A 16,635-nucleotide genomic window follows, 5' to 3' on the forward strand; every position below is an offset into this window, starting at 1 on the left:
CAGGCCCCGCCGGCCGCTCCGGTGCTCGTACACACGTTCTATCCACAGGCTGTGGACGTGGGCTGTGGATACCCTGGGCCGACCGGGAGGTGTCGGTGTCGTCGGACCTGGTGTGGTACGTCGCCTACGGCTCGAATCTGCACGCCGCCCGGCTCGGCTGCTACCTCGGCGGCGGCCGGCCACCCGGTGGCTTGCGGACGTACCCGGGTTGCCGGGACCGCCGGCCGCCCCGCCGCGACGTTCCGGTGTTCCTCCCCGGCGGGGTCTACTTCACCGGCGAGTCGCGAGCCTGGACCGGCGGGATGGCCTTCTACGACCTGGCGCTGCCGGGCCTGGTCGCGGCCCGGGCCTACCTGCTCACCGCCGGGCAGTTCGCCGACGTCGCGGCGCAGGAGATGTACCGTCCGCCGGGCGCGGACCTGGTGGCGCTGGCCGTCGCCGTGGAGCGGGGTTCGGTGGCGGTCGGGCCGGGTCGGTACGAGACCCTGGTCTGCGCCGGCCACCGGGAGGGGTACCCACTGCTGACGTTCACCGCGCCCTGGCGGGCCGGCGACGTCCCGTGGAATCCGCCCGCCGCGGCCTACCTCGGCCTGCTCGCCGCCGGGCTCGCCGAGTCGCACGGCTGGGCCGTCGACCGGATCGTCGACTACCTGGCGGCACGCCCCGGGGTGGCCGGACGGTGGGAGCCGGCCGATCTGGCGGCGACGGTCCGACACGCGACGGCGGGAACGTGGACCGGGTCGGACGGCGCGGTGTAGCGTCGTACCGGCGGATGTCCACAGTCGACACCCGTGGTCGCCGTGGGCGGCCGCCGCGTACTCGGCGGGCGGGAACGGCGCGACGCATCGGCGTCTGTGGTGGGCGTGTCCCGGGCGCAACAACGACGGGGCTGTGTCTGCCTGCGCATTTTCCGGAATCGCACACCGAATCTCGCTCGCGGGATGTCGGCGTGGTCACATCTCCCGCCGATCGGCTCTTTCTCCGTAGCCGTTGGACGATCTGGCCGATGTTCACCGGTGCCGACCTGCGCGATCACCCTCAGTGCATAGGCATACGCCGATCGTTTGAGTCACGTAGTCCGTTCGGTTGTGGTTGATCAACCGGCCAGTTGTTAGTTGCCCTTGCAGCTTTCTCGATGTCCACGACTGGCATCACCATCGATAGCCTCAGGCATTCTCACGGAAACGTGGGATCCCGTGCCGGCAGGACCGTCGCTGGCTCTCGGAATGTGGGGGAATCGTGAACAGCAGCCTGAACGACGAGAACCTTCCCATCAACAGGCGCATGCCTTCTGCGGGGCGTTGGGCGCTGCGCGACCTGGCAGCCCGCGACCAGCGGGACGCCGGCCGCTTCGGCCCGTTCGACGATGGCGGCGATCCCGTCATCGAGAACCCGGCCCGGCCGTACCACGGCCTGGGCGGCAGCTACGCCTGCCGCTGACCGACCGAAAGCCACCGCCGCGCCGGCTCTGACGGGAGGCCGGCGCGGCGGGCCTCACCCGACCAAGTCGATCGCGGTGCCGGACCGCGTCGATCGTGCACCGGACCGTCGGCTGTGCGCCGGACCGCGTCGATCGCGAGTCCGGACCGTCGGATGTGCGCCGGACCGTCGGTTCGCCTCCGTTCCGTCGATCACCCGAGGAAGAACCGGCGTAGCTCGACGGCGAGGTCGGCCGGGGGCACCTCGTGATACCCGCCCGCCATGCTGAGCCGCCCGGCCCCGGGAACCGCCTCGGCCGTGCGCTGGGTCGCCTGCCGCAGCCAGTCCGGGCTCGCTGTGCTGTCCACCACCAGAGTCGGTGCCGTGATCGCGGCCAGCTCGTCCCGGGGAAGGGCGCCGTCGCCGGTGATGGTGGCGTCGTACGCCAGGGTGTGCGCCATCCGCTCCAGGAACGGCCAGCTCGGGTCGTGCCGCATCCCGGCGACCGCCTCGGCGGGCAGTCCCACCGCCGAGGTCATGAAGAGTTCCACGGCCTCCGTACGGCGGTCCGCCGCGACCAGTTCGGCCAGCGCGGCGGCGAGGCCCGGCCGGGAGCCGGCGCGCCCGTCCACCGCGAACGGCGGCTCGAAGAGGGCGAGACCGGTGATCGGCAGCCCCTGGGCGGCGGCCCGGGCGGCGAGGATCGCTCCCGAGGAGAGCCCGTAGACGTACGCCGAACCGCCGGCCGCGCCGATCAGCGCCGCGAGGTCGTCGACCTCCCGGTCGGCCGAGTAGGGCGCGGTGTCTCCGCTGTCGCCGCGCCCCCGCCGGTCGTAGGTGTACGCCGTGAAGTGCGGGGCCAGGGCGGCGGCCAGCGGCTGCGCCGTCGCCCGGTCGTTGAAGGCGCCCCCGACCAGCACGATCGGAGGACCCTCCCCGGAGGGTTCGTAGGCGATCGGGGTGCTGTCGGCGGAACGCACCGTCTGCGCCGGCCGGTTCGTCGTGGTCACCCGCCATTCCTACCCCGACGGTACGACAGCTGTCGGCCACGACCCGCCGTCCACCGCTGTCGCGGCGCGGGGCATCCCGGCCGGGACACCCGTTCATCCGGCCGTCATGCCGGAACCGTCCGTCCGACCGGCTGAGGTGGCCGAACGTATCCGAAGCTCCGTTGTACTCGTCCGGTCGACCGATCGCGGCGCGGATGAGAGGCTGTCCCGGCAGGACCGCGACCCCCACGCCGCACCTGCGAGCGATCACTGCAACGGTACGGATCAGGGCAGCCGGACGGTACCGCGCCGGCCCCACGCACCGACCCTCACGAGGAGTTCCATGTCCGTCTCCGGGATGCGCCGCCGGACCGCGCTCGGTCTGGCCGCGCTCACCGCGGCAGCGCTGAGCGCGGTTGCCGCGACCCCCACCCAGGCCCACCCGGTCGGCCCGAAACCGGTCGACGTCAAGCTGCTCGCCCTCAACGACTTCCACGGCAACCTGGAACCGCCGAGCGGCTCCAGCGGCACCATCGCCGGGCAGACCGCGGGCGGTGCCGAATACCTGGCGACCTACCTCAAGCAGCTCCGCCAGGAGAGCAGGAAGCACAAGAACACCATCACCGTCGCCGCCGGTGACCTGATCGGCGCGTCGCCGCTGCTCTCCGCCGCGTTCCACGACGAGCCGACCATCGAGGCGCTGTCGCTGGCCGGGCTCGACTACGCCAGCGTCGGCAACCACGAGTTCGACGAGGGCCCCGCCGAGCTGCTGCGGATCCAGAACGGTGGCTGCCACCCGGTCGACGGCTGCGCCGACGGCACCCCGTACCGGGGAGCCGGCTTCCAGTACCTGTCGGCCAACGCGTTCAAGACCTCGACCGGCAAGCCGCTGCTGCCCCCGTACGCCATCCACAAGGTGGACGGCGTGAAGATCGGCTTCATCGGCATGACGCTGGAGGGCACCCCGGACATCGTCAGCCGGGAGGGCACCGCCGGCCTGACCTTCGCCGACGAGGCGCTGACCGCCAACCGGTACGCCGCCGAGCTGCGCCGCCGGGGCGTGCAGACCATCGTCGTCCTGCTGCACGAGGGCGGCAACCAGGCCGGGTCCGGCGGCATCAACGACTGCGTCGACTTCAGCGGCCCGGTCGTGGACATCGCCAAGCGGATGGACCGGTCGATCGACGTCGTCGTCAGCGGCCACACCCACCAGGCGTACAACTGCGAGGTGAACGGCAAGCTGGTCACCAGCGCCAGCTCGTTCGGCCGGCTCGTCACCGACATCGACCTCAAGATCGACCGGCGGAGTGGTGACGTGCTCACCATGAAGGCGGAGAACGTCGTGGTCACCCGGGACGTCGCCAAGGACCGGGCGCAGACCGAGCTGATCACCCGCTACAAGGAGGTCCTCGGCCCGATCGCCGGCCAGGTCGTCGGCACCACCAGCGGCCCGCTGAGCCGCGCCCAGGAGACCCTGTACGGCACGACCCTGGGCGAGTCCACCATGGGCAACGTGATCGCCGACGCGCAGTTCGCCGCCACCGACACCGAGCAGAACGCGGTCGCCGCGTTCATGAACCCGGGCGGGGTGCGGGCCGACATCGACGCCGGTCAGGTGACGTACGAAGAGGCGTTCACGGTCCAGCCGTTCGCCAACAACCTGACCACCCTCGACCTGACCGGTGCGCAGCTCTACTGCATGCTGGAGCAGCAGTTCGTCGTCGGCCGCACGCTCTACCCGTCGGCGTCCGTCCGCTACGTCGTCGACGTGAACGGCACCACCGCGCCGGCCGCCGACCCGTGCGCCGGCACCCGGGTCGTCCGGGGCAGCCTCACCATCGGCGGTACGGCGGTCGACACCGCCGCCACCTACCGGATCACGGTGAACAGCTTCCTGGCCGGCGGCGGTGACGGGTTCAGTGTCCTGCCGCAGGGCACCAACGCGGTCACCGGCATGATCGACCTGGACGCGCTGATCGCGTACCTGAAGGCCAGCTCGCCGATCGCCGCGCCGGCGCTGGACCGGATCCGTACCACGGCCGAGGTCGCCTGACCGTCGGCACCGCAACGGGCCCCGGAGCTGCTGCTCCGGGGCCCGTTCGCGTGGTCGGCCCGGCCTCGTCGTCGCACGGGGGGCGAGGTATCGAATCGATGATCATTGACATGTGTCGCTGGGCGGACTAGTTTTCGTGGCGACCAGAGAAGGATTTCGTGCGCTCGCTGTGCGGAGATCGCCTGCGGGCCTGCGATGAGCAGTGGAGTTGGCCGGCTCCATCGAACCGGCCGACACGGTAGGGCGCCGTGTGGCTCCGCTGGCCGCGATCACCAGCCATCCCGTCGTCCGCCTGCCCGCACCGGGCCGGTGGGACGGCTTCCGGACTGGCCGTAATGTGAGCGCTAACATCGTCGGCTCGGGGTCGACTCCTCCGGCAGTTCCGGGCTGGCGCACCACCTGGCCGGCGGCCGGACGGGCGGCTGGAGGGCCGTCCCGAAGCCCGTCTCCAGTGTGGATCTCTCCTGGCCCCGTACGGGGAACTCGACGGGCCGGCGTTCCTCCACCACCCCCTCGGCGGACCCGTCACCGGTCTGCCCGGCGCGGCCGTCAGGCGCTTCCGAGCCTTCGGAGCCCGATTGTCGGCCGCATCCCCAGTCAGGAGATCTTCCATGAAGAGACGCAGAGTGAACACCGCCGTGGTGTCGGCGGGTGCCGTGCTGCTGGCATCGGCCGCGGTCGCCGGGGCGTTGCCAGCCGGGGCAGCCGCCGCCGGCTGTTCGGTGAACTACGCCGTGGCGTCGCAGTGGCAGGGCGGCTTCGGGGCCAACGTCACCGTCACCAATCTCGGTGACCCCGTTACCGGTTGGACGCTGACCTGGACCTACAGCGCCGGCCAGCGGGTCGCGGAGGCCTGGAACGCGACCGTCGCCCAGAGCGGTGCGGCGGTGACCGCCAGGAACGTCGGCTACAACGGTGCCATTCCGACCGACGGTACGACCTCGTTCGGCTTCAACGGCTCGTGGAGCGGAAGCAACCCCGCGCCGACCAGCTTCGCGCTGAACGGGGTGACCTGCACCGGCGGGGTCACGCCGACCACCGGTCCGACCACGCCACCGCCCACCACCCCACCGCCCACCACGCCGCCGCCGAACGGGCCGGCGGACATCACGGTGAACAGCGCCAACGGTTACCAGACGATCGACGGGTTCGGGGCGGCGCAGTCGATCTGGGGCGGCGCCTGGTCGACGGCGGAGACGCAGACCCTGGTCGGGCTGGGCCCCAACCAGCTGGGCCTGTCGATCGTGCGTACCGGCCTCTCGCCGGTCTCCAGCGAATGGCCGATCCACGTCAACGCCCTCAAGACGGCGAAAACGTACGGTTCGGGAGTGAAGATCCTCGCGTCGCCGTGGACGGCACCGGCGGCGTGGAAGACGAACAACAGCCGGATCAACGGCGGCAAGCTGAGGCCCGAGTACTACGACGACTATGCCAACCATCTGAACAGCTACGTGCAGTACATGCGCAACCAGGGCGTGACGGTCGACGTCACCTCGGTGCAGAACGAGCCGGACTGGCACCCGGACTACGACTCGATGGACTGGAGCGGCACGGAGCTGCAGACCTTCGTACGTGAGCAGGGCGCCAAGGTGCAGAACACCCGGCTGATGGTCGCCGAGGCGGTGAACCTGAACTACGGCTACACCGATCCGACCCTGAACGACGCCAGTGCCCGGAACAACATCGGCTACATCGGCGGCCATCTGTACGGCACCGAGGCGTCGGGCCGGCTGAAGCCCTACGACCTGGCCGCCCAGCACGACAAGCCGGTGTGGATGACCGAGTGGAACCTCCACGAGGCCGACGGCAGCGGCTCCAACATCTGGGGGAACCCCAGCAACCAGGCGGTCTGGAACGAGACGCTCGACGACATCATGCGTACGGTGCACAGGTCGATGGAGTCGAACTGGAGCGCCTACGTCTGGTGGTACGGCAAGCGCTACTACTCCTTCATCGGCGACGGGGAGGCGGCCTACGGCACCACCGCCGGGGTCCCGCTGAAGCGCGGGTACGCGTTCTCGCAGTACGCCAAGTACGTCCGCCCCGGCTACCAGCGGGTCGCCCTGACGAAGAGTTCCAAGGCGTCACCGCTGGAGGTGACCGCATACCGGGGCGGCGGGAAGATCACGCTGGTGATCCTCAACCGGTCGACCAGTGCGGTGAACAACGCGGTGATCCAGGTGCCGCAGAACGTCACGACGGCGGAGTACTACCTGACCTCGCAGAACGCCAACGCGGCCAGCCAGCCGACCACGGTGAACGGCGGGCAGGTCAGCGTGAACGTCGGGGCGCGCAGCATCTCCACGGTCGTGTTGACGCTCTGAGAGTCCACACCGGCCCGTCGCCGGCCGGTCGGGTGTGCGCGGGTGGCGACCGGGTTCCCGCGCCCACCCGTCCTCACGGTGTCCCGGTGACCTGCGGAGGTTGCCCGGTGGAGGCCGACGCGAGTTGCCGGAGCAGGGCGAGGTCGGCGCGGTCGACGTCACGGGGTTCGTAGCCGCTGTGCAGACTCAACTGCTGCTCGACGGAGAGGCAGCCGACCGCGCGACCGGCGATGGTGCCGGTGGTGAAGCAGTCCCCGGGATAGTGGAAGGAGGTACCGTCCAGGCCCGCCTGGTAGGCGTCCCCTGCCGCGTCGAACGTCACCGGGTGCAGGTCCACCCGGCCGCGTCGGGCGGCGACGACCTCGACCCGGACCGGACGCCAGTCGGTCTCCACCGTGTAGCCGAGCAGTCCGAGAGAACGCAGTGCCGCCGCCTCGCGATCCGCCGGGATCAGCAGGTCGAGATCCCGGTGACTGCGGGTCTGCCGACCGACGAGAGCGTCGACGCCCCAACCGCCACCGATCCACGCCGGGCAACCGGCGCTCGCGAGAGCGTCGAGGACGGCGTGCACCTCGTCGGCGTCCAGGTGGGCGACTCCGGTCATCCCGGAATCGTGCTTCGCCGTGGTGGTGGGGGCAACAGGGTTTCGCCCGTCCGGGCCCACCGGACCGATCACGACCTCAGGGGGCGAACGGCGGCAGCGCGGCGAAGCCGGGGTGCAACTCGACCTGCTGGGCGAGCTGGGCCAGCACCTGGCGTACCCGGGTCAGCGGGTGCTGTGGGAACTGGGCGTCGTACGCCGCATCGTCGGCGACGTGCGACGGCAGGCCGCCCTCGCCCTCCGGTCCGTACGGATGGGGTCGGAAGTAGTTCGCGGGACCGGTCCTGGCCATGACCAGCGCTTCCCGCTGGCCGGTCATGCCGCTCTCGGCGGCCTGCACCCGCAGCACCGCGCTGCACGCGGCCTTCGGCACGATGTAGCTGCCGAGGAAGGCCTGGCCGTGGGGCTGGTTGGGCAGCTTGACCTTGATGACCTGGCGAAGTGCCGGCTGCCCGCCGACCGACTCGACGTCTGCCTCGATCAGCGCGCCACCCTGGGCAGCGGCCATCTTCGCCAACCCCTTCCGAAGCGCGGTCAGGTCCGTGAGCGCGGCGGGCAGGTCGGGAACCAGGTTGAAGAAGACCGGCTGGATCACGATCCGCTCGTCGTTGGCCCAGGTGTCGGCGGCCACCTGGTCGAACCCGGGAAGGAGAAAGTGCTGGAAGGGGTGCATGGGCTCCGATCCTGCCAGACCAGGCGACTTCCGCACCGGGTCGGACCGCCGGACAACTGCTGTGAACGAGGTGGCGGGTCGAGGCAGGATGACCAGTCGTGACACTCGTGCTGCCACCGCGCCTGACCGCCTCGGCCCAACGTCTGCGCGACGCCGCCCACCGACGCGGACTACGTACTGTGCAGCTTCCCACCTTCGAGGTGCCCGCCGGGACCTGCGCTGATCACCTCCATGCGGGACCGAGCTTCGCCGACGCCGTCGCGCCGCTGCTCGGCATCGCACCCCTGGAGGCCGAGCCCGGCTGGCTGACCCGGCTTCCCCGTGAACTCACCCGCAGGGAGATCGCCCTGGTCGCGATCGGTGAGGCCTACGAACTCCGTCGCCCAGCTTTCGTCAAGTCGCCCAACGACAAGAGCATCCCCGCGATGATCTACACTGACGGATCCCGTCTGCCCGGACCGGATGCTGTCGACCGACGGACTCCGGTGCTCGTCAGCGACGTCGTCGACTTCACCGCCGAGTACCGGCTGCACCTGCTCGACGGTGCGGTCCACGCGGGCAGCCAGTACGCCGAGCACGGCCGGTTGCATCTCGGCCCTCCCTCGGCCGACGCGCTGGCCTTCGGCGCCGACCTACTCGCCGGATACGGGCACACGTTGCCCTCCGCCATCGTCGTCGACGTGGGACTGGTCGACGGCCACTGGGCCGTGGTCGAGGCGAATGCCGCCTGGGCCAGCGGGGCCTACGTGGCGGACTCGGACCTGGTTCTCGATGTCGTCCTCCGGGCAGCCGGCCCGACGGCCTCGGTCAGCGCCCGCGACCGACAGTTCGTCCGGCCGCTCAGCGGCCCGGACCAGTCGCTCAGTCCGCTTCCGGCATGATCGCCAAGTGTCGGCTCGGCCGGATGCGAGGCTGAGGAGTAGCACGGTGGATGAGGCTCGGCGGCGGTGGCACCAGCGACACGGTGCGTCCTGGCTCCGACTCGCCGCCACCCTCGAGGCCGAGGGCTGGGCGGCGCACGTGACGTGTGCGGCAGCCCCCGTGCAGGTAGAAGGCGCTCTGCCAGACGGTGAGCGGTTCTACTTCCGCGCCCGGCACAGCGACGTGTCGATGGGCATCGGAGGCGACGACCCGGCAGACATCCCCGAGTGGGAAGACAGCGAATCACATCAAGAAGCCAGCTACCTGCCCGTCGCCGTCGGAGAGGCCATCATGAGACGGCTTGCTCGTCGTCCTCTCCAGGAGCGCTGGTCGGCCGGGTGGGGCACGATCAGTGTGGGGAACTGCCTGAGCCGGGGTGGGGTGCCTGCCCTGCGGTGGCGGCGTCGACGTGCCGGGCGGCGTCGGATCGACCGGGAGGAAACGATGCGAAACACCGAGATGGCGAAGCTCAACGGCCTCGTCGGCGATTGGACGGCGACGATATCGGACGCCTGGTTCCTCGAACCGGCAGGCACCGAGGTGCCGGGCGCCACCGTGATCGAGTGGCTCGGGGAGTCGTTGCTGCTCGTGCGGTCGGAGTTCGGTGGAGACGGGCACGCGCACTCCGAGATGAGCCTCGTCCTCGGACGCAGCGATGCCAACGACCGGTTCGTCGCGCTCTACCAGGACGATCGCGGAGTCTGTCGCGAGTTCGCGGTGACCTTCGGTGGCGGGCACTGGACGATGACCCGCGAAGACCCGGACTTCCACCAACGCTTCGTCGCCGACGTCGACAAGGACCGCATCCTCGGCCGTTGGGAGGCGTCCGAGGACGGGGGCAAGTCCTGGCGAAAGGACTTCGACCTCAACTTCGTACGCGCCTGAACCGGCCTTTCTCCGTCCCGAACTGGTGGCGAGGAGGGTGGATCGGCTGTCGTCCGAGGTCAAGCGGGCTGCTGAGGCTGGTGCGGGTCGGGTGCGGTCGGCTGCTGCACAACGGAGTGGCGGCGGATGAGCGGACATCCGCTACCGCACACAGTTGTGGCAGCTCAGATACACGACACGCCGAGCGGATCACACCTCAGGCAGCCACGAAGCCTCGGACACTCAGTTGCTGTCGGGGTGGCGTCCTCGGCCGGCCGGCCGGCCGGCCGGGCGGGCGGGCGGCGGCACAATCTGTGGCAGTGGCAGATCGGCCTACCGAAATCCGGGTTCGCGATCAACTCCAAGAGCCGCCGCCCGGATCACCTGTGCAGGACTGCGGGACGAGGCACTAGCCAACCGCCGGGTAGTGCGTGCTCCGGGACAGGGCCGACCTGCGCCACTCGTACGCCCCGTGGCTGATCACGGACGGCGTACCGCTCGACGATGCGGCCCGCGTGATGGGGCACGAGCAGATCTCGACCACGCTCGATCGATACACGCACACGTCCGAGACGGGTGCCGACCGGGTCTGAGAACCCTTCGCTGACTTTCCGCTGACTATCGAGCAGAACGAGGGCGAGGAAGGCCAGCAAGAATCGACGTAATTCGCTGAAATGGAACGCTCCACTTACAGCAGCGGACCTGGTGAGACAGCATCTCACCAGGCCCGCTCTGCCTCTGTCGGGGTGGCCGGATTCGAACCGACGACCTCTTCGTCCCGAACGAAGCGCGCTACCAAGCTGCGCCACACCCCGAGGCGTGCGGACAAATACTAGCCCACCCGCCCCGGGGATCAAACTCGGTACCCCCGCGCCCGCCTCGGCCTCCGGTCAGCGGCGGCGCAGGTGCCGGATCAGCGAGGGATCAGGGTGAGGATGCTCGCCTCCGGGCGGCAGGCGAACCGGACCGGGGCGGTCGGGTGGGTGCCCAGACCGGCCGAGACGTGCAGCCACGAGTCGGAGCCGGGCCAGCGGTGCAGGCCCTTGGCCATGGCGCGGGGCAGCTCGCAGTTGGTCACCAGCGCTCCCACTCCCGGTACGCAGACCTGCCCGCCGTGGGTGTGACCGGCCAGCAGCAGGTCGAAGCCGTCGGCGGCCATCTCGTCGAGCACCCGGGGCTCGGGGGAGTGGGTCAGGCCGATGGAGAGGTCGGCGGTTTCGGCGACCGCCCCGGCCACCAGCGAGTAGTCGTCCCGTTCGATGTGCGGGTCGTCGACCCCGACGAGTTCGACCAGCCGCCCGCCGGCCTTGATGGTGGTCCGGGAGTTGTTCAGGTCGGCCCAGCCGGCACCGGTGAAGACCGACCGCAACTCCTCGTACGGCAGCGCGACGCCCTCGGCGTACTCACGGTCGGGCAGGAAGTAGGAGAACGGGTTCTTCCAGACCGGACCGGTGTAGTCGTTGGAGCCGAAGACGAAGGCACCCGGGTGGTCGAGCAGTGGTTGGAGGGCACGGAGCACACCGGGCACCGCGTCGGGGTGGGCCATGTTGTCCCCGGTGACCACCACCAGGTCCGGGTCCAGGGCGGCCAGCGACGCCACCCACCGCTGCTTGCGCTCCTGGTCAGGAGTCATGTGCAGGTCGGAGAGGTGCAGGATGCGCAGCGGTTCGGCGTCGGCCGGCAGCACCGGCACGTCGTACCGGCGGAGGGTGAACATGTTGCGCTCGACGAGCGAGGCGTACGCCAGGGTGGCCGCGCCGAGGGCGGCGGTGGCGGTCGCGAGCCGGAATAAGGTGCGCTTTCGCATGCCGTTCAGGGTAGTTTGACCGACCATGAGCACGCTTAAGGACCGCCTGACCACCGACATGCGGGCCGCCCTGAAGGCCCGGGACGAGCTGACCACCTCCACCCTGCGGATGGCCCTGGCGGCCGTCGGCAATGCCGAGGTCGCGGGCAAGGCCAAGCGGGAGCTCTCCGACGACGAGGTGCTCGCCGTGCTGACCAAGGAGGCGAAGAAGCGCCGTGAGGCGGCGACCGCCTTTGCCGAGGCGGGGCGCACCGAGCAGGCCGGCAAGGAGACCGCCGAGGGCGAGGTGCTGGAGCGCTACCTGCCGAGGCAGCTCTCCGACGAGGAGTTGGCCGAGCTGGTCGCGGGGGCGCTCGCGGCGGGCGGGTTCGGCGGCAAGGCGCAGATGGGCCCGGCCATGAAGGCGGCCCAGGCCGCAGTGGCCGGCCGGGCCGAGGGGGGCCGGGTGGCCGCCGAGGTACGCCGCCAGCTCGCCGTCTGAGCGGTCGGCCGACCCGGGTCGTCGACCGGCTTCCCGAGCTGTCGGACCGGAAACTGACGAGGGCCCCTGCCGTCGCTGGTGTGCGACGGCAGGGGCCCTTCGTGGTGTCCGGACCGGTTACCGGTTGGGCCGGTCCGTGCCGCCTCGGGGCGGAGCACCCGGCTGCGTGCCGCCACCGTTGTCACCCGGCGTGCCGCCACCGTTGCCGTCGCTGATCTGGATGGTGACCACGCCGCCCTTGATGGTGCGTCCGTCCGGGCTGGTGCCGGCGACGCTCCCGGCCGGGCAGCTCGACGAGATCTTGATGTCGCTGACCACGACCTCGAAGCCGGCACCCTTCAACCGGTTGCGGGCGGTGTCGACCGACTCGCACCGGACGCGGGGGATGGAGCGCTGGTCACCCGTGACGATCTTGCCGCTCGGCGGGGTGAAGTTGATCCGTTCCTTGCCCTTCATCGCGTCCCGCAGCGTCTCGTACACCGGCGGGTTGATGCCGTCCTTCTGGTTGTGCTTCATCTTGACGTTGGTCTGCGGCCAGTCCGGGTCGGCCATGATGCCGGCCACCGCGTACTGCTTGGTCATCGCGACCAGCGAGGCGGTCTTCTCGGAGTCGGTGGTGCCGGACTTGCCGGCGACCGGCGCGTCCACGATGCCCTTGACGTTGCCTGCGGTGGCACCCGCGCAGCGCGAGGTGGAGGAGCGGTCACCGACCGGGCACCGGGCGGCGTCCACGGCGGCGCGGGCCACCTCGGTGCTGATCCGCTGCTCGCAGCGCGGGTTGGCGATGTCCAGGGTCTTGCCGTCCGGTCCGGTGATCTTCTGCACCGGGATCGGCTCGCAGTACTTGCCGTCCGCGGCGAGGGTGGCGTAGGCGTTCGCCAGGTCCAGCGGGGTGGTCTGCGAGACGCCCAGGGTGAACGCGCCCCACTGGTTGGCGGCCTGGTCGGTGGCGGCGAACGTGGCGTCGTTGCTGGCCCGGAAGGTGATGCCGAGCTTCTGCGCCGCCTTCACCACGTTCTTCGCGCCGACCTGCTGCTGGAGCGGGACGAAGAAGGTGTTCACCGAGCGGCCGAAGGCGCTCCACATGTTGTGCGGGCCGGCCATGCTCTCCACCGAGTTGGTGGGGCAGTAGTTGTTCGTGCCCGGGCAGGCGGCCGGGGAGTTGCGCTCCACGATGTACTCGGACTTGAACTGCTTCGGCGAGTTGATCGTGTACTGGAGCGGGACGCCCTTCTCCAGCGCGGCCACGATGGTGAAGATCTTGAACGTCGAGCCGGCCTGGTACCCGGTGATGCCGTCACCGCCGGAGAGCAGCGGGTTCACCGTGTTCGGGTAGTTGCCCCGCTTCTTGTTCTTGTTCCGCTGCACCGGGTCGCTGTGCGGCTTGTTCTGCGGCTTGTTCGGGTCGTCCAGCTTGAAGTTTCGGTTCACCGACAGCGCCCGCACCCGGCCGCTGCCCGGCTCGACCACGGCCACCATCGCGGCTTCCTTGCTGTTGACCGACTTGGCCTTGCGGACCGCCTTGTCCGCGCCGCGCTGAGCCTGGACGTCGAGGGTGGTGACGATGTTGTAGCCACCGCTCTTGAGCCGCCGCTCCCGGTCGTACGTGGTGGCGCCGAACTCCTCCTGCTGGAGCCACCAGCGGTAGAAGTAGTCGCAGAAGAAGCCCCACTGGGCGTCCCGGGTCTGTACGCAGCCGTTCGGTGCCCGCTTGCCCTTGACGGTGAGCTTGACGGCCTTGGCCTTCTCGCCCTCCTCCTTGGTGATGGCGCCGATCTCCACCATGTTGTTGATCACATAGTTGCGGCGCTCCACCGCGAGCGGGTAGCCGCTCTTGGTGGTCGGGTCGAAGCTGGTCGGCGCCTTCACCATGCCGGCGAGCATGGCGGCCTCGTCGATGGTGAGCTTGGCCGGCGTCTTGTTGAAGTAGACCTGGCTGGCGGCGAAGATGCCGTACGCGCCGTTGCCGAAGGCGGCGATGTTGAGGTAGCGCTCCATGATCTCGTCCTTGGAGAACTTCTTCTCCACCTGGACGGCGTACTGCATCTCACGGACCTTGCGGGCGGTGGTGTCCTCGGTCGCGGCGACCACGTCGGCCGGGTGGCTCGCCGAGTAGGCGATCGCCAGTCGGACGTACTGCATGGTCAGCGTCGAGGCGCCCTGCTGGGAGGCCGCGCCGGAGCTGTTGTTGACGAACGCCCGGGCGACACCCTTGAAGTCGACGCCGTTGTGCTTGTAGAAGTCGTGGTCCTCGGCGGCGACGATGGCCTGCCGCATGACCGGGGCGATGTCCTTGAGCTTGACGTCGCGGCGGTTCTCGTCGTACATGGTCGCCAGCGGGGTCTTGCCGTCGCTGGCGAGCAGGTAGCTGATCTGTGGGGCCCGCTTGACGGTCAGGTCCGGCGGGAGCTTCCCGAGCGTCTCGGCCCCGGCCTTGGCGGCCAGCCCGGACATCGCCACCGCAGGGAACGCGGCGGCCGCCACCACCACCCCGGCCAGCAGGCCGCATATCAGTAGCGATGCGGCGTTGGTCAGCAGATTGTGGTCACGTTTCCGCATCCAGGTCACCTCGACAGCGTACGCGAGTAGGTAGTGGGCGGCTTCGGGGCAGGTTTCCCCCATTTCCTGCGTGCGCCGCCCTCGTTGTGCTAAACGCACGACCCCCGGTGCGGGGTTGCGCCCGGCGGGCGAGTGTCCCCGGAAAGTGGGGACGCCGCAGGGTTTTCACCCGGTCGGCCGGGGTATGCGGCGGGCCGTAGTCCGAGACGCGCGATGTGTCCGAAATGATGGATTTGGCCGACAACGTTGCGTAATCGGGTGACTACGGAGCATGATGAGGGCGGCGACAGAGCCAGATGTCGTCCGTGCCGCCTTGGGGAAGGTCGGGCGCGGATGACCGGGGGGAAATCCGGCTGACCCGCATGGAGTCGGTAGGTACTGCAAGGGGGGACGAGTACAGATGGGCATGATCACTGACTGGCCGTCGCTGGCGGCGTGTCAGAACGGAGACCCGGACGCACTGTTCGTACAGGGCGCTGAACAGAACGTGGCGAAGCGGATCTGCCGGAGCTGCCCAGTTCGGTACGAGTGCCTGGCCGACGCGCTCGACAACCGCATCGAGTTCGGCGTGTGGGGCGGCATGACCGAGCGGGAACGCCGGGCGCTGCTGCGCCGGCACCCCCAGGTGACGAGCTGGCGCAAGATGTTCGAGGCCGCCATGCGGAAGAACGCCAAGGAGAAGGCGGGCAAGGACAAGATCCTGGTCAACGCCGGCTGACCGGCCGTCATCCGGCGACATCCGCCACCGGTCAGGGCCGGCTGATCGCCGTCCCGATCGTCCGCAGCCCGTCGACGTCGTGCACGTCGGCGGGCTGCGCCGTCACCGCCACCGTCGGCACCGCCGGGAACGCCTCGGTGAAGGACGCCGCCACCTGCTGCTCGCGGGCCGACTGCTGGAGCAGCGCGGCGTGGGCCCGCAGCACGTCCACGGTGGCCTCGTGGCCACCCAGCTCCGCCAGCCGGTCCGCCGCGGCGAGGCTCTCCGTCGCGTCCGGGGTGGTCACCGTCGGCCGGTGCACCCGGTTGAGGACCAGCCCGGCCAGGGGCATCCGCTCCTCCCGCAGCCGCCCGGCGAAGTAGGCGGCCTCCCGGACCGCGTCCGGTTCCGGTGCCGCCACCAGGAGGAAGGCCGTCTCCCGGGCCTGGAGGATCCGGTACGTCTGCTCAGCACGCTGCCGGAAGCCCCCGAACATCGAGTCCAGCGCCGCGACGAATCCGGAGAGGTCGGTCAGCAACTGCGCGCCGAGAACCTTCTGCACCACCTTCGAGAACATCCCGAACGAGGCGGTGACCAGGCTGAACATGCTCCGCCCACCGCTGCGCGCCGGGGCGAGCAGCAGCCGCAGCATCCGGCCGTCGAGGAAGCGGGAGAGCCGGGCCGGCGCGTCGAGGAAGTCCAGCGCCGAGCGGGACGGTGGGGTGTCCACCACGATCAGGTCCCACTCGCCCCGGGCGTGGAGCTGCCCGAGCTTCTCCATCGCCATGTACTCCTGTGTGCCGGCGAAGGTCGAACTCATCGCCTGGTAGAAGGGGTTGGCGAAGATCTCCGCCGCCTTCGCCGGGTCGGTGTGCTGGAGCACCACGTCGTCGAAGGTCCGCTTCATGTCCAGCATCATGGCGTGCAGCTCACCGCCGCCGTCGGTGTCGAGCCCCTTGACCTGGCGGGGTGTGTTGTCCAGCTCGGTCAGGCCGAGGGACTGGGCGAGCCGGCGCGCCGGATCGATGGTCAGCACCACCGTACGCCGGCCGTGCCGTTCCGCCGCCCGCAGCGCGAGCGCCGCCGCGGTGGTCGTCTTACCCACCCCGCCCGCACCGCAGCAGACGACGATCCGCACGCCCGGGTCGGCGAGGATCTGGTCGACGTCCAGCAGCGGCGCTGCGTCTTCAGAAGGCACCAATCGAGCGTATCGGGCTCGTGCGGCTCCCCGCGCCGTGCCGGCGGCA

General features: G+C 70.1%; 15 protein-coding genes and 1 tRNA gene. 9 read left to right on the plus strand and 7 right to left on the minus strand.

All coding sequences use genetic code 11. The features are described 5' to 3' along the window. Positions 1–89 precede the first annotated feature (89 nt). Together QSK20_RS25630 and QSK20_RS25635 are read left to right on the plus strand one after the other, a co-directional pair. On the plus strand, positions 90–758 hold the full coding sequence (locus tag QSK20_RS25630) for a histone deacetylase (protein ID WP_285791165.1): 669 nt from the start codon (positions 90–92) through the stop codon (positions 756–758). A gap of 481 nt (positions 759–1,239) precedes the next feature. After that, positions 1,240–1,440 carry a hypothetical protein gene (locus QSK20_RS25635; RefSeq protein ID WP_285791166.1) on the plus strand — a complete coding sequence of 67 codons (201 nt, stop codon included), beginning with the start codon at positions 1,240–1,242 and terminating at the stop codon, positions 1,438–1,440. A gap of 191 nt (positions 1,441–1,631) precedes the next feature. Here the strand turns inward: QSK20_RS25635 and QSK20_RS25640 are convergent, their stop codons facing one another. After that, complete coding sequence (locus tag QSK20_RS25640; RefSeq protein WP_285791167.1) at positions 1,632–2,429, minus strand: alpha/beta fold hydrolase; 798 nt, start codon at positions 2,427–2,429, stop codon at positions 1,632–1,634. 322 nt (positions 2,430–2,751) lie between these two features. Between QSK20_RS25640 and QSK20_RS25645 the strand changes: the two genes are divergently transcribed. Continuing rightward, complete coding sequence (locus tag QSK20_RS25645; protein ID WP_285791168.1) at positions 2,752–4,461, plus strand: bifunctional metallophosphatase/5'-nucleotidase; 1,710 nt, start codon at positions 2,752–2,754, stop codon at positions 4,459–4,461. Between the two features lie 611 nt (positions 4,462–5,072). After that, positions 5,073–6,785 carry a cellulose binding domain-containing protein gene (locus tag QSK20_RS25650; RefSeq protein ID WP_285791169.1) on the plus strand — a complete coding sequence of 571 codons (1,713 nt, stop codon included), beginning with the start codon at positions 5,073–5,075 and terminating at the stop codon, positions 6,783–6,785. 73 nt (positions 6,786–6,858) lie between these two features. On the opposite strand, the gene QSK20_RS25655 is transcribed toward QSK20_RS25650, so the two are convergent. Both QSK20_RS25655 and QSK20_RS25660 read right to left on the minus strand, forming a co-directional pair. Beyond that, positions 6,859–7,389, minus strand: coding sequence for a nucleotidyltransferase domain-containing protein (locus tag QSK20_RS25655; protein ID WP_285791170.1), 531 nt, complete (start codon positions 7,387–7,389; stop codon positions 6,859–6,861). A gap of 76 nt (positions 7,390–7,465) precedes the next feature. Further along, positions 7,466–8,059 (minus strand): hypothetical protein, encoded by a 594-nt coding sequence (locus QSK20_RS25660; protein ID WP_285791171.1) that lies wholly within the window; start codon positions 8,057–8,059, stop codon positions 7,466–7,468. A 98-nt stretch (positions 8,060–8,157) separates the two neighbouring features. Here QSK20_RS25660 and QSK20_RS25665 point away from each other — a divergent pair, with 98 nt between their 5' ends. From QSK20_RS25665 to QSK20_RS25675, 3 genes are all read left to right on the plus strand, one after another. Next, positions 8,158–8,940, plus strand: a complete 783-nt coding sequence (locus tag QSK20_RS25665; protein WP_285791172.1) for an ATP-grasp domain-containing protein — start codon at positions 8,158–8,160, stop codon at positions 8,938–8,940. Between the two features lie 484 nt (positions 8,941–9,424). Then, positions 9,425–9,865, plus strand: a complete 441-nt coding sequence (locus QSK20_RS25670; RefSeq protein WP_285791173.1) for a hypothetical protein — start codon at positions 9,425–9,427, stop codon at positions 9,863–9,865. Between the two features lie 410 nt (positions 9,866–10,275). Continuing rightward, entirely contained in the window at positions 10,276–10,437 is a 162-nt protein-coding gene (locus QSK20_RS25675; RefSeq protein WP_285791174.1) for a tyrosine-type recombinase/integrase, read from the plus strand. A 148-nt stretch (positions 10,438–10,585) separates the two neighbouring features. On the opposite strand, the gene QSK20_RS25680 is transcribed toward QSK20_RS25675, so the two are convergent. Then, a tRNA-Pro gene (locus QSK20_RS25680) sits at positions 10,586–10,659 on the minus strand. Between the two features lie 98 nt (positions 10,660–10,757). Then, on the minus strand, positions 10,758–11,651 hold the full coding sequence (locus QSK20_RS25685; protein ID WP_285791175.1) for a metallophosphoesterase: 894 nt from the start codon (positions 11,649–11,651) through the stop codon (positions 10,758–10,760). A gap of 25 nt (positions 11,652–11,676) precedes the next feature. On the opposite strand from QSK20_RS25685, the gene QSK20_RS25690 reads away from it, so the two are divergent. Further along, a complete protein-coding gene (locus tag QSK20_RS25690) occupies positions 11,677–12,132 on the plus strand; it encodes a GatB/YqeY domain-containing protein (protein WP_285791176.1) in 456 nt (151 codons plus the stop codon). Positions 12,133–12,249: 117 nt separating this feature from the next. On the opposite strand, the gene QSK20_RS25695 is transcribed toward QSK20_RS25690, so the two are convergent. After that, a complete protein-coding gene (locus QSK20_RS25695; protein WP_285791177.1) occupies positions 12,250–14,691 on the minus strand; it encodes a penicillin-binding protein in 2,442 nt (813 codons plus the stop codon). Between the two features lie 400 nt (positions 14,692–15,091). Between QSK20_RS25695 and QSK20_RS25700 the strand changes: the two genes are divergently transcribed. Further along, a complete protein-coding gene (locus QSK20_RS25700) occupies positions 15,092–15,409 on the plus strand; it encodes a WhiB family transcriptional regulator (protein WP_285791178.1) in 318 nt (105 codons plus the stop codon). Positions 15,410–15,440: 31 nt separating this feature from the next. Here the strand turns inward: QSK20_RS25700 and bagB are convergent, their stop codons facing one another. After that, positions 15,441–16,589, minus strand: coding sequence for an ArsA family ATPase (bagB, locus tag QSK20_RS25705; RefSeq protein WP_285791179.1), 1,149 nt, complete (start codon positions 16,587–16,589; stop codon positions 15,441–15,443). Positions 16,590–16,635 lie beyond the last annotated feature (46 nt).

The sequence above is a fragment of the Micromonospora sp. NBRC 101691 genome, assembly GCF_030269285.1.
Classification (GTDB): Bacteria; Actinomycetota; Actinomycetes; order Mycobacteriales; family Micromonosporaceae; genus Micromonospora; species Micromonospora echinospora.